Origin of the sequence: Nocardioides dongkuii (genome assembly GCF_014127485.1) — a bacterium.
Taxonomy (GTDB): Bacteria; Actinomycetota; Actinomycetes; order Propionibacteriales; family Nocardioidaceae; genus Nocardioides; species Nocardioides dongkuii.
In genome coordinates this window covers 2,518,251-2,530,698 of the sequence record NZ_CP059903.1, presented here as the reverse complement: position 1 = coordinate 2,530,698, position 12,448 = coordinate 2,518,251, and the positions used below count along the sequence as shown (strand labels likewise).

At 74.0% G+C, this 12,448-nt stretch carries 11 protein-coding genes and 1 other RNA gene; 7 read left to right on the top strand and 5 right to left on the bottom strand.

All coding sequences use genetic code 11. The annotated features are described in order from the left end of the window. Nucleotides 1-2 precede the first annotated feature (2 nt). Nucleotides 3-1,157: a sensor histidine kinase gene (locus tag H4O22_RS12200; RefSeq protein ID WP_244962946.1), complete on the top strand. Its 1,155-nt coding sequence runs from the start codon at nucleotides 3-5 to the stop codon at nucleotides 1,155-1,157. Next, nucleotides 1,154-1,798, top strand: coding sequence for a response regulator (locus tag H4O22_RS12195; protein WP_182523668.1), 645 nt, complete (start codon nucleotides 1,154-1,156; stop codon nucleotides 1,796-1,798). Before H4O22_RS12200 ends, H4O22_RS12195 begins: the two co-directional genes overlap by 4 nt. Before the next feature lie 213 nt (nucleotides 1,799-2,011). Here the strand turns inward: H4O22_RS12195 and rnpB are convergent. Beyond that, nucleotides 2,012-2,414: RNase P RNA component class A (gene rnpB / locus H4O22_RS12190), an RNA gene on the bottom strand. Nucleotides 2,415-2,486: 72 nt separating this feature from the next. Here rnpB and H4O22_RS12185 point away from each other — a divergent pair. Then, on the top strand, nucleotides 2,487-2,900 hold the full coding sequence (locus tag H4O22_RS12185) for a tetratricopeptide repeat protein (protein ID WP_227465481.1): 414 nt from the start codon (nucleotides 2,487-2,489) through the stop codon (nucleotides 2,898-2,900). 143 nt (nucleotides 2,901-3,043) lie between these two features. On the opposite strand, the gene H4O22_RS12180 is transcribed toward H4O22_RS12185, so the two are convergent. Genes H4O22_RS12180 through H4O22_RS12170 form a run of 3 tightly spaced genes read right to left on the bottom strand, consistent with a single transcriptional unit; the run spans nucleotide 3,044 to nucleotide 7,319 of the window. After that, nucleotides 3,044-4,774: an ABC transporter ATP-binding protein gene (locus H4O22_RS12180; protein ID WP_182523666.1), complete on the bottom strand. Its 1,731-nt coding sequence runs from the start codon at nucleotides 4,772-4,774 to the stop codon at nucleotides 3,044-3,046. After that, nucleotides 4,771-6,522: an ABC transporter ATP-binding protein gene (locus tag H4O22_RS12175; protein ID WP_220451154.1), complete on the bottom strand. Its 1,752-nt coding sequence runs from the start codon at nucleotides 6,520-6,522 to the stop codon at nucleotides 4,771-4,773. Before H4O22_RS12175 ends, H4O22_RS12180 begins: the two co-directional genes overlap by 4 nt. Further along, the gene (locus H4O22_RS12170; protein ID WP_182523665.1) at nucleotides 6,519-7,319 is read right to left on the bottom strand and encodes a siderophore-interacting protein; all 801 of its coding nucleotides are present in this window, start codon (nucleotides 7,317-7,319) and stop codon (nucleotides 6,519-6,521) included. The genes H4O22_RS12175 and H4O22_RS12170 overlap by 4 nt, the downstream gene beginning before the upstream one ends. Nucleotides 7,320-7,446: 127 nt before the next feature. Between H4O22_RS12170 and H4O22_RS12165 the strand changes: the two genes are divergently transcribed. From H4O22_RS12165 to H4O22_RS12150, 4 genes are read left to right on the top strand one after another with little or no spacing between them, the layout of a single operon-like run. Beyond that, nucleotides 7,447-8,481 (top strand): iron-siderophore ABC transporter substrate-binding protein, encoded by a 1,035-nt coding sequence (locus tag H4O22_RS12165; protein WP_220451153.1) that lies wholly within the window; start codon nucleotides 7,447-7,449, stop codon nucleotides 8,479-8,481. Nucleotides 8,482-8,487: 6 nt separating this feature from the next. After that, nucleotides 8,488-9,531: a FecCD family ABC transporter permease gene (locus tag H4O22_RS12160; protein ID WP_244962945.1), complete on the top strand. Its 1,044-nt coding sequence runs from the start codon at nucleotides 8,488-8,490 to the stop codon at nucleotides 9,529-9,531. Between the two features lie 13 nt (nucleotides 9,532-9,544). Next, the gene (locus H4O22_RS12155) at nucleotides 9,545-10,579 is read left to right on the top strand and encodes a FecCD family ABC transporter permease (protein ID WP_182523664.1); all 1,035 of its coding nucleotides are present in this window, start codon (nucleotides 9,545-9,547) and stop codon (nucleotides 10,577-10,579) included. After that, nucleotides 10,576-11,448 carry an ABC transporter ATP-binding protein gene (locus H4O22_RS12150; protein ID WP_182523663.1) on the top strand — a complete coding sequence of 291 codons (873 nt, stop codon included), beginning with the start codon at nucleotides 10,576-10,578 and terminating at the stop codon, nucleotides 11,446-11,448. The genes H4O22_RS12155 and H4O22_RS12150 overlap by 4 nt, the downstream gene beginning before the upstream one ends. A gap of 136 nt (nucleotides 11,449-11,584) precedes the next feature. Here H4O22_RS12150 and map read toward each other — a convergent pair whose 3' ends face one another. Beyond that, nucleotides 11,585-12,433, bottom strand: coding sequence for a type I methionyl aminopeptidase (map, locus tag H4O22_RS12145; protein WP_244962944.1), 849 nt, complete (start codon nucleotides 12,431-12,433; stop codon nucleotides 11,585-11,587). Nucleotides 12,434-12,448 lie beyond the last annotated feature (15 nt).

Genomic DNA, 12,448 nt, shown 5'->3' with positions numbered 1-12,448 from the left:
CAGTGGCCGATTGGCTGCTGGCGGCGGGGTCGTTCGTGGTCGGCCTCGTCGTCGCGTTCACGCTCCAGGCGGTCGACTTCGACGGCGAACGACGCGTGGATCTGTGGGCGATCGCGCTCCTGGGCGCGATGTCGGCGCCGTTGCTGGCCCGCCGGCGCTGGCCGATCCCCGTCGTCCTCGCGGTCCTCGCCGTGTCGACGCCGTACCACCTCCTCGACTATCCCCATGAGGCCACGATGCCGGCCTCGCTGGTGGCGGCGTTCACGGCGGCGCGCTACAGCGAGCCACAGCGGCGGGCCGTCGCCGCCCTGGTGGCGGTGGGTGCGGTGACCGTGCCGGTCGTCGCCGACGAGGCGTCGGGGGCACCTGGCGATGCTCTCCTCGGCGTCGGCTGGCTGCTCATGGCCTTCTTCGCCGGGCTCGCGGTCCGCTTCCATCAGGCCTGGAAGGCCTCCGTCACTGCGCGGCTCGAGCAGGAGCGTGCCGGCGAGGTCGAGCGGCGGGTCGCCGAGGAGCGGGTCCTGATCGCCGCCGAGCTGCACGACGTCCTGGCACACGGCCTCGCGGTCGCGAACGTCCAGGCGTCCGTCGCTGCGCACCTGATCGACCAGCTGCCGAGGCGGGCCGATGCACCGCTGCGGGAGCTGTCCAGCACGCTGCACAACCTGTCGGACACGAGCCGAGCCACGCTCCACGAGCTGCGTGCCATCCTGGACGTCCTGCACGGTGGCGAGGCCGAGCCCACCGAGCCAGCGCCCCACCTCGGCGAGCTGCAGCGCCTGGTGGACATGGCCGAGGCGGCTGATGTTCGGGTCGACGTGGAGGCTGCCGGGCTCCCGGACGAGTTACCGTCGACGGTGTCCGTCGTGGCCTATCGGATCATCCAGGAGTCGCTGACCAATGTCATCCGACACTCGACGGCCACGCACGCGACCGTCCGACTCGACCAGGACGGCCACCGGCTCCGGATCGCGGTCCTCGATCACGGGCCCGCGCGACCGGACTCGACCGTGACACCGGCCGGCTTCGGGATCGTCGGGATGACAGGGCGAGCACAGGCCGTCGGCGGCGAGCTGTCCGCCGGGCCCGACGAGTCCGGAGGATTTGAGGTGCGGGCCAGCCTGCCGCTCCCAGAGATCTGGCGGGTGCCGTCGTGATCCGGGTCCTGCTCGCCGACGACCAGGCTCTGGTGCGCGGCGCGTTCGCGCTGCTGGTCAACTCCGCTGATGACATGGAGGTCGTCGGGGAGGCCGGCACCGGCGACGAGGCGGTGACGCTCACCCGGGACCTACGCCCCGACGTCGTCTTGATGGACATCAGGATGCCGAGCACCGACGGCATCGAGGCGACTCAGCAGATCTTCGCTGCCGACGGATCGAGCGGCACCAAGGTGCTGATCCTGACCACGTTCGAGACCGACACCAACGTCCTGCGCGGCCTCCGCGCGGGGGCGTGCGGATTCCTGCCCAAGGACACCCGTCCGGACGCGCTGCTGGCCGCCATCCGCACCGTCGCGGCGGGCGAGGCGCTGCTGTCGCCCGGCGCGACCAGGGCGGTCATCACCCGTGCGCTGAGTCGCCCGGACGCGCCGGCGCCCGAGCGGCTGGCCAGCCTGACGGCGCGCGAACGCGAGGTGCTCCGGCTGGTCGCCGCGGGCCGAAGCAACCAGGAGATCGCGGACGAGCTGGTCCTCAGCCCGCTGACCGCCAAGACTCACGTGGGCCGCATCCTCGCGAAGATGGGTGCTCGAGACCGGGTCCATCTCGTGATCGCCGCGTACGAAGCAGGGCTCCCCTAGGCGCTTCGCCGAGCAATGACCCGCCTGGGCGGGTCCGGAGATCCCGCCCTCGCCAACGGCGAGACAGGGACGTCAGTCATTGTCGGCGGTTCGGTGGGGGTCTCGATACGCCTCGCTCGTTCCTCGCTCGGCTACTCGACCAGCGAGGACTGTCGCTCGGCTACTCGACCAGCGAGGACCCTGCGGCCCCGATGCAGGTCAGACCCGAGAGTGCGGACGGGCTGGCCTGTAGGCCGGGTTCTGTCCTCGGGTCCCTTGCGGGGGTCCCGAGGGGCGACCATCCATCTACGACGACCGTTGCCGGCCGCCTCCAGCGGTCTACCCGCGCACTCGGGCGGGTCACCCTCGAACGTGCGCGCATCGCGGTCCGGAGACCTCGACTTCTTGACCTTGCTCCCGGTGGGGTTTGCCTAGCCGGCCCGGTCGCCCGGGCCGCTGGTGGTCTCTTGCACCACCGTTTCACCCTTACCGGCTCCGGAGAGCCGGCGGTCTGTTCTCTGTGGCACTGTCCCGCGGGTCACCCCGGGTGGGTGTTACCCACCACCGTGCCCTGTGGAGCCCGGACCTTCCTCGCCGCGCTCCCGAGGGAGCACGCCGCGGTCGCCCGGCCAGCCCATCCGCACGGACAGGATGGCACAGCCGCGCGGAATCCTGGGCCTCGGCCGCGTGTTGACGCACCATGAGAAGCATGGACAAGGAGCTCACCGCGCCGCCGATCGTGTTCCCGGGCCGGGGCGGCCCCGAGTCGGCGTACCGGGTCGCCCACGACCTGCTGGTACGCCGCGCGCCGGTGGAGGCGCTCGAGGTCCTGGAGCCGGCACTCGCCGAGGACCCGGGCAACACCGGGCTGCGGGCGCTGCGCGCCTGGGCCTACCTGATCCAGGCGCGGCTGCGGAAGGCCGAGGACGAGCTGCGCGCGCTGGTCGAGGAGACGCCCGACGACGTCTGGGCCCGGCACGCGCTGGGCCGGGCGCTGGAGCGGCAGACGCGCCTCGAGGAGGCGCTGCCGCACCTGCGGCTGGCGTTCGCGATGAGCGGCGACCTCGACCACGAGCTCGCGGTGCTCCGCGTCGAGCGGCAGCTGCTCACGCGCGACGACTGAGCCCGACGTACGCCGCCCGCCCGGGACGTCATACGTGGTGGCGGTGACAGCGACCGAATCGCATGACGTCCCGCGGGACGTCATGCGAAGTGGCGGTCATCGCGACCAGGTCGTATGACGTCCGCGCCGGGGGAGGGCGGGGATCAGCCGCTCGACCACGCCGCCCACAGCCGGGCGTAGCGCCCGCCGGCGGCGACCAGCTCGTCGTGGCTGCCGAGCTCGACGGGGACGCCGTGCTCGAGGACGAGCACCCGGTCCGCGGACTGCGCCTGGACCAGGCGGTGGGCGATGGTGACGGCAGTACGTCCGGCGGTCACGGCGTCGGCGGCGCGCTCGAGGTCGCGCGCGCCGGCAGACCCGGCCTCCGCCGTCGCCTCGTCGAGGACGACGACCCACGGGTCCGCGAGGAGCACCCGGGCCAGGGCGAGCTGCTGGGCCTGGGCGGGCGAGAGCGTCACGGTTCCCGCGCCGACCTCGGTGTCCGCGCCGTCCGGCAGGGCGGCCACCCAGTCGGCGGCACCGACCGCTGCGAGCGCCGCGACGACCGCCTGGTCGTCGGCGTCGGGCCGGGCGAGCAGCAGGTTGTCGCGGACGCTCCCGGCGAAGACGTGGACCTCCTGGCTGACCGTGGCCACGACCGGGCGGTCGCCCGCCGCGGCGTCTCGTACGTCGACGCCGCCCACGCAGACCGATCCGCCGGTGGGCGCGAGCCGGCCGGCGACCACCAGCCCCAGGGTGCTCTTGCCGGCGCCGCTCGCCCCGACCACCGCGAGCCGCTCCCCGGGCGCGATCTCCAGGTCCACCCCGGCGAGCGCCACCAGGTCGCCGTACCGGTGTCGTACGTCGAGGACCGCCACGCTGCTGTCGCGCGGCGTCGTCCCGCCCTGCGCGCTGCCGGCGGGGAGCAGCGCGACGCCGGCGAGCCGGGTCAGGGACGCGCCGGCGGACTGGACCTCGTCGAAGAGGAAGAGCACCGCCCCGACCGGGTTGAAGAGCCGGTGGAAGTACAGGGCCGCAGCCGTGACGGCACCGATCGACGCCGCGTCGGCGCGGACCAGGGCGAACCCGGTCGTGAGCACCAGCAGCAGGCCGGCCGCCTCGGCTGCGTTGGTCCGGCCGCCGAACCGCATCAGCAGGTCGAAGACGTCGATCGAGAGCCGCGCCGAGCGCCAGGACGCGCGGTCCACCGTCTCCTGCTGCGCGTCGGCCAGACCGTACGCCCGCAGGGTGCGGCTGCCGTGCACGCCGGTCAGCAGCGCCTCGGCGCGGTCGCCGTTCGCCTCCCGCTCGCGCCGGTAGTAGGGGCCGGAGCGGGGCAGGTACCACCGCAGCGCGGCGACGTAGAACGGCGCCGCGGCGAGCCCGGCCAGCCCGAGCCGCCAGTCCAGCGCCGCCAGGCCGACGACCGTGAAGAGGATGGTGACCACCGAGTTGACCAGCAGCGGCACCGCGTCGGTCAGCGACCCGGCGAGCACCCGGACGTCGTCGCTCACCCGCGACAGGAGGTCGCCCGACCCGGCGGCCTCGAGCTCCTCGGTCTCCAGACGGAGCGCCCGGTCGAGCACGTCCTCGCGGAGCTCGGCCAGCGCCGGCTCCGCGGCCCGGGCCAGGAACCCGACCGACAGGGTCGTGGCCACCGCCGTCACGACGGCGGCCCCCGCGATCCAGGCCGCCGCGACCGCGACGTCGGACGCGGTGCCGCCGCGGGTCACGAGGTCGACGATCCGGCCGAGCTGCCAGGGTCCGACCAGGCCGGCGGCGCCGACCAGGGCGAACATCGCGGCGGCGGCGAGGAACGGTCCGCGGCGGCGGCCCAGCAGGGTCCGCGCGAGCCGGGCGGCCTCCGCCGCGGTGGAGACGGGCAGGCGGGTCATCGCAGCACCGCCGCGGCGTACGCCTCGTCGCGGACGAGGTCGGCGTGGGTGCCGCGGGCCCGGACCAGGCCGTCCCGCAGGTGCACGACGACGTCGGCGCGCGCGAGCAGCGCCGGGCTGCTCGTCAGCACCACGGTGCTGCGGGTGCCGGGACCGTCCGGGTGCCGGAGCGCCCGCAGGCCCTCGGCGATCCGGGCCTCGGTCACGGTGTCGACCGAGGTGGTCGGGTCGTGGAGGACCAGGACGTGCGGGTCCGCGGCGAGGGCGCGGGCCAGCCCGAGCCGCTGGCGCTGACCGCCCGAGAGCGTGGTCCCGCCGACCGTCACCTGCTCCGCCGTCCCGGCGGCGGCCTGCGCGACCAGCTCGTCCGCGGCCGAGGCCGCGAGCACCCGCTGGAGCTCGTCGGGGCCGAGGCGGCCCGTGGGGTCGATGTTGCTGAGCACGGTGCCCTCGAAGAGGTCGACGTGGTGGTCGGCCACCAGCAGGACGGAGCGCACCTGGTCGACGGTCTGCGCGGTGAGCGCCACTCCGCCGACGAGGACGGCGCCGGAGTCCGGGACCGCCTCGCCGCGCAGGAGGGTCATCAGCGCCGCGGCCTCCGTCGGGTCCTCGACGACCACGGCGGTCAGGGTGCCGGGCTCGGCGGCGAGGCTGACGTCGCGCAGCGGGCCGAAGCCGACGGCGTCCAGGGCCAGGGGAGCGCGCGAGGGCGCGGCCGGGGCAGCGGCCGGGGTGTCCGCCGCGAGCACCAGGGGAGGGGAGGCGAGGAAGGAGGCGATCCGCCCGGCGGAGGCACGCGACTGGGCGAGCTGGGCGATCAGGTAGGTGAGCATCCGCAGCGGCTCGCTGAGGAACTGGCTCAGCCCCACGACCGCCACCAGCTCGCCGATCGCGAGGTCCCCCTCGACGGCGCGGACGCCGGCCACCAGCGCCACGACGGCGAGGAACACGCCGCTGAGCCCGCTGGTCATGCCGTGCATCAGGCCTTCCCAGCGCGCGGCGCCCACGCTGGCGGTGGCGGCCTGCCGGCTCTGCCGGCGGTAGCGGTCAAGGGCGACCTCCTCGGCGCCGATCCCCTTGAGCGGCCGGGCGCCGCGGACGAAGTCGCTGGCCAGGCCGGTGGCCCGGCCGAGCGCCTCCTGGCGCACCTCGCTGCGGCGCGCCAGCCGGGGGGAGAGGGCCTGGGTCACGCCGAGCACCGTGGGCACGCCCACCAGCACGACCAGCGCCAGGACCAGGTCGATCGCGGCCAGCACCACGGCGCTCACGACCAGGCCGACGACGGCGGCGGCAGTGAAGCTGACCTGTCGGAGCACGGCGGCGACCATCTCGGCGTCCGTCGTCGCGACCGTGAGCACGTCCCCGGGGAGCCGGTCGGTCCGCGCGCCGCGGGGGGAGAGGACGTGCGCGGAGACCTCGGTGCGCAGGGCGTGCGACTCGGTCTGGAGGGCGCGGAGGCCGATCCGGGCGCCGTACCGGTAGCTCAGGCTGAGCACGACGAAGTGCCCCGCGAGCACCACCGCCCACCACGCCATCCGGGCCACGTCACCGGTGACGACCGCGCGGTCGATGATCACGCCGATCAGCACCGGGACCAGCAGCTCGGCCACCTGCCAGACCGTCACCAGCGCGACGGAGGCAGCCAGGGGACGGCGCTGGCGGCGCAGCGTACGGCGCAGCAGCGCGCCGGACGTGCGGGGTGCGGCGTCGGTCAGGTGCGGCTCGGGGACGTGGGTCTCGGTGCTCAAGCGACGTCGGAGTCCATCGCGGCGACGAAGTCGGACTTCACCCGGCGCCAGGCCTCGTCGGTCATCGTCCGGCGCCAGTACGGCGAGCAGGACATCGCGCTGCGGTCGATCCCGCGCTCGGCGATCAGGTGGCGGCGTACCTCCCGGATCTCGTCGGCCTCGCCGTGGACGAAGGCGTGCACCCGGCCCGGGGGGACGTCGAGCGCGCGGAGGGAGGAGAGGATCAGCCCGCCGGGGTCGGGAGCGCCGGCCCGGTGCAGCCAGAGCAGGTCCAGGTCGCCCGGGGTCTCCAGCGGCAGCTCGTGGGCGGCGTCGTCGCAGACCAGCCGGACCACGACCGGCACGCCCGCCGGCACCGCGGAGAGCGAGGCGGCGATCGCCGGCAGCGCCGACTCGTCGCCGACCATCAGGTGCCAGTCGGCCTCCGGGTCGGGCAGGTACCCGCCGGCCGGCCCCTCGAGGACCAGGACGTCGCCGGGGCGCGCGTGCGCGGCCCACGGCCCGGCCACGCCCTCGTCGCCGTGCACCACGAAGTCGATCGTCAGCAGGCCACGCTCGGCGTCCCAGACGCGCACGGTGTAGCGACGACGCGCCGGCCACCACTCCTTGGCGTGCGACTCGCGCACCTGCGCCGGCTCGAAGACCGGCCCGTACGGCGCGCCCGCGGGCGGCAGGGCGAGGTTGACGTACGCGTCGGTCGCCGGGGGCAGGGCGAACCCCGCGAGGCCCTCACCCCCCAGGACGACCCGCACGATCGTCGGGGTCACCCGAGTCGTGGACTCCACACGGCCGTGCATGAGACCCCCTCCGAATTATCTGTGCTTAGGTTAGCCTTACCAACGATCGAGCCGAGAAGCGGGTGTCGCCCTCGTGCCCGAACGCGGCACGCCGTGCCGCACCTTCCCATGTCGAAAGGACACACCCGTGCGCCCTCTCCGTCTGCTGACGGCCTCCCTCGGAGCGATGACCCTCGTGCTCGCCGGCTGCGGCGGCTCCGACGAGTCGACCGAAGCCAAGGACGACCCGACCGATGCCACCACGACCTCGGTCGAGTACCCGATCACCATCGAGCACGCGCTCGGCACCACGACCATCGAGGAGGCGCCGGAGCGCGTCGCCTCGGTGAACTGGGCCAACCACGAGGTCCCGCTCGCCCTCGGCGTCGTGCCGGTCGGCATGGCCGCGGCGAACTTCGGCGACGACGACGGCGACGGCGTGCTGCCGTGGGTCAGCGAGAAGCTCGAGGAGCTCGGCGGCGAGGAGCCGGTGCTCTTCGACGAGACCGACGGCATCGACTTCGAGGCCGTCGCGGACACCGACCCGGACGTCATCCTGGCGGCGTACTCCGGGCTCACCCAGGAGGACTACGACACCCTCACCGAGATCGCCCCCGTGCTCGCCTACCCCGAGGCCCCCTGGTCCACGGAGTGGCGCGACATGATCCTGCTCAGCAGCCAGGCGATGGGCATGCCCGAGGAGGGCGAGGCGCTGGTCGCCGACCTCGAGGACGAGATCGCCGCGACCGTCGCCGAGGTCCCCGACCTCGCCGGGAAGTCCGCGATGTTCCTGACCCACGTCGACACCGCCGACCTCAGCGAGGTCAGCTACTACACGACCCACGACACCCGCGCGAAGTTCTTCGACGACCTCGGCCTGGCCACCCCGGCGAGCGTCGAGGAGGCGTCCGCGGAGACCGACCAGTTCTCCGGCACGCTGAGCGCCGAGCAGATCGACACGCTCGACGACGTCGAGATCATCGTGACCTACGGCGACCAGGAGCTCGTGGACGCGCTGAAGGGGGACCCGCTGCTCTCGAAGATGCCGGCCGTCGCCAACGACGCGATCGTGCTGCTGCCGGACAGCCCGCTGGGCACCGCCGCGAACCCGACCCCGCTCTCGATCTCCTTCGTGCTCGAGGAGTACGTCGGGATGCTCGCTGACGCAGCCGGCGCCCAGTAGCCGCTCGTGACCGACCTCTCCACCGCTGCCGCTCCGGGCACCGTCGCCACGCGACGCCCGGGGCGGCAGCGTCTCGCCTGGCTGCTCGCCGTGGCCGCGGTGCTGGGCGCCCTGATGGTGCTCTCGGTCGCCGTCGGCTCGCGCGCCGTCGGCTGGTCCGACATCCTCGCCGCGCTCGGCGGGTCGAGCGAGACCCTCGAGGAGGCCGCGGTCACCAAGCGGATCCCGCGCACGCTGCTCGCGGTCGTGGTCGGCGCCGCGCTCGGCCTCGCCGGCGCCGTCATGCAGGGCGTCACCCGCAACCCGCTCGCCGACCCGGGGATCCTCGGCGTCAACATGGGCGCCTCGCTGGCCGTGATCACCGGGATCGCGTGGTTCGGCCTGACCTCGGCGTCCAGCTTCATCTGGGTCGCGATCGCCGGCGCCGCCCTCGCCGCGGTCTTCGTGTACGCCGTGGGGTCGCTCGGGCGGGGCGGCGCCACGCCGTTGAAGCTCGCCCTCGCCGGCACCGCGACGTCCGCGGCGTTCGCCTCGTTCATCACCGCGGTCGTGCTGCCCCGCAACGACATCGCGGGTGGCGTGCGCTCGTGGCAGATCGGCGGCGTCGGTGGGGCGGCGTTCGAGACGATCCGCCTGGTCACGCCGTTCCTCCTCGCCGGGCTGGTGGTCTGCCTGCTCTCCGCGAAGTCCCTGAACTCCCTGGCCCTCGGCGACGACGTCGCGGCCGGCCTCGGCGAGCGGGTCGCGCTGATCCGGGGGACCGCCGCGCTCGGCGCGGTGCTGCTCTGCGGCGCGTCCACGGCGGTCGCCGGGCCGATCGGCTTCGTCGGCCTCGTGGTCCCGCACCTGTGCCGGATGCTGATCGGGGTCGACCACCGGTGGCTGCTCCCGTTCTCGGCGCTCGGTGGGGCGATCCTGCTGGTCGCCGCGGACGTGCTCGGCCGGATCGTGGCCCGCCCCAGCGAGATCGACGTCGGCATCATCACCGCGCTCGTCGGCGCCCCGTTCTTCATCCACGTCGTCCGCCGCCACAAGGTGCGTGCCCTGTGAACGGCCCGCGCCGGTGAGCGCCCCGACCGTCGAGCGCGTCGTCCGCTCCCGCCGGCGGCGTACCGCCCGACGGCGCAGCGTCGTCGTCGTGCTCCTGGTCCTGGTCGTGGCGGCGTTCGTCGCCAGCCTGATGATCGGGCGGACCTACTACCCGCCGGGCGAGGTGCTCGGTGTCGTCCTCGGCCAGGACGTCCCGGGCGCCTCCTTCACCGTGGGACGGCTCCGGCTGCCCCGGGCGGTGCTCGCGCTGGTCGTCGGCCTCTGCTTCGGGCTGGCCGGGGTGACCTTCCAGACGATGCTGCGCAACCCGCTGGCCAGCCCCGACATCATCGGCATCAGCACGGGGGCGAGCGCCGCCGCGGCGTTCGCGATCGTGACCCTGTCGCTGGACGGCCCGGTGGTCTCGGTCCTGGCGATCACCGCCGGGCTGGGGGTCGCGCTGCTGATCTACGTGCTGTCGTTCCGCGACGGCGTCGCGGGGACCCGGCTGATCCTGATCGGCATCGGCGTCGCCGCGATGCTCGAGAGCGTCATCGCCTACATCCTGAGCCGCGCCGCCGCGTGGGACCTGCAGGAGGCCACCCGGTGGCTGACCGGCAGCCTGAACAGCGCCAGCTGGGACGACGTGCTGCCCACCCTGCTCGCGCTCGTGGTCCTCGGCCCGGTGCTGCTCGCCCGCGCCCAGCACCTCGAGATGCTCCAGCTCGGCGACGACGCGGCCTCCGCGCTGGGGGTGCGGGTCGAGCAGACCCGGCTGGTGGTCATCGTCGCCGCCGTCGGCCTGGTGGCGTTCGCGACCGCCGCGGCCGGGCCGATCGCGTTCGTCGCGTTCCTGGCCGGGCCGATCGCCGCCCGGATCGTCGGTCCCGGCGCCTCGCTGCTCGTCCCGTCCGCCCTTGTCGGCGCGCTGCTCGTGCTGGTCGCCGACCTGGCCGGCCAGTACGCCTTCGGGCACCGCTATCCGGTGGGGGTCGTCACCGGCGTCCTCGGGGCGCCGTACCTCGTCTACCTCATCGTCCGCTCCAACCGCGTGGGAGGAACCCTGTGACCACTCGGCACACGCTCCGGGTCGAGGAGCTGACCCTCGGGTACGGCGAGCGGACGGTGATCGACGAGCTCGCGCTGGCCGTGCCGGCCGGTCGGCTGACCGCGATCGTCGGCGCCAACGCGTGCGGGAAGTCGACGCTGCTGCGCTCGATGACCCGGCTGCTCGCGCCCCGCCAGGGCCAGGTGCTGCTCGACGGCAAGCAGGTGCACCGGATGCCCGCCAAGGAGCTGGCCCGCACCATGGGGCTGCTCCCGCAGGCGCCGATCGCTCCGGAGGGGATCACGGTCAGCGACCTCGTCGGCCGCGGCCGCAACCCGCACCAGGGGATCCTCGCCCGGTGGAGCGCCGAGGACGACCGTGCGGTCGCCGAGGCCCTCGAGGCCACCGACACCGTCGCCCTCGCGGACCGGCCGGTCGACGAGCTCTCCGGCGGCCAGCGGCAGCGGGTCTGGATCGCGATGGCGCTGGCCCAGCGGACCGACATCCTGCTGCTCGACGAGCCCACGACGTTCCTCGACGTCAGCCACCAGGTCGAGGTGCTGGACCTGCTCGTCGACCTCAACCGCGCCCGCGGCACCACCATCGTGATGGTCCTGCACGACCTCAACCTGGCCGCGCGGTACGCCGACCACCTCGTCGCCCTCGCCGACGGGCGGCTGCACGCGGCCGGCACCCCCGAGGAGGTGCTGACCGAGGCGACGGTGCAGGCGGTCTTCGGGCTCGACTGCCGGGTCATCGACGACCCGGTTTCCGGTCGTCCGCTGATGCTGCCGATCGGGCGGCACCACGTCGACCCGGTCGTCCCCGCGGACGTCGTCGTGCCGGCGGACGTCATACGAAGTGGCGGGTACCGCGACCAGATCGGATGACGTCCCGGCGGACGTCGCGGGACGTCATACGAAGTGGCGGTGATGGCGACCGGGTCGTATGACGTCCGCGGGACGTCGCGGGACGTCGTACGACGTGGCGGCAATCGCGACCAGATCGGATGACGTCCGGGCCGGCTCAGGGCTCGGTGAGCACCTCGGCGCCGGTGGCGGTGACCAGCAGGGTGTGCTCAAACTGCGCGCTGCGGCGCAGGTCCTTGGTGACGACCGTCCAGCCGTCGTCCCACATCGTCCACTCGTGGGTGCCGAGGTTGAGCATCGGCTCGATGGTGAACGTCATGCCGGGCTCGATGAGCGTGTCGTAGTGCGGGTCGTCGTAGTGCGGCACGACCAGCCCGGAGTGGAACGACGTGCCGATGCCGTGGCCGGTGAACTCGCGGACGACGCCGTACCCGAACCGGGCGGCGTAGGACTCGATGACCCGGCCGACGACGTTCATCCGGCGGCCGGGCCGGACCGCCTTGATGCCGCGGGCCAGCGCCTCGCGGGTGCGCTCGACCAGCAGCCGGGACTCCTCGTCGACGTCGCCGGCGAGGAAGGTGGCGTTCGTGTCGCCGTGCACGCCGTCGAGGTAGGCGGTGATGTCGATGTTGACCAGGTCGCCGTCCTGGACGACGCGGGCGTCGGGGATGCCGTGGCAGACGACCTCGTTGACGCTCGCGCAGAGCGACTTCGGGAAGCCGCGGTAGCCCAGCGTCGACGGGTACGCGCCGTGGTCGCAGAGGAACTCGTGGCCGATCCGGTCCAGCTCGTCGGTGGTCACGCCGGGGACGACGTGCCGCCCGACCTCCTCGCGCGCCTGGGCAGCAAGCCGGCAGGCGGCCCGCATCCGCGCGATGGTGTCGGCGTCCTTGACCTCGCTGCCGGTGAACGGCTGGGGCGCCGGCTGGTCGACGTACTCCGGACGGGGGATCGAGGACGGCACGGCCCGCCGGGCCGAGATGGTCGCAGGTGCCACAGGAGTCACGGGGGACGAGTGTAG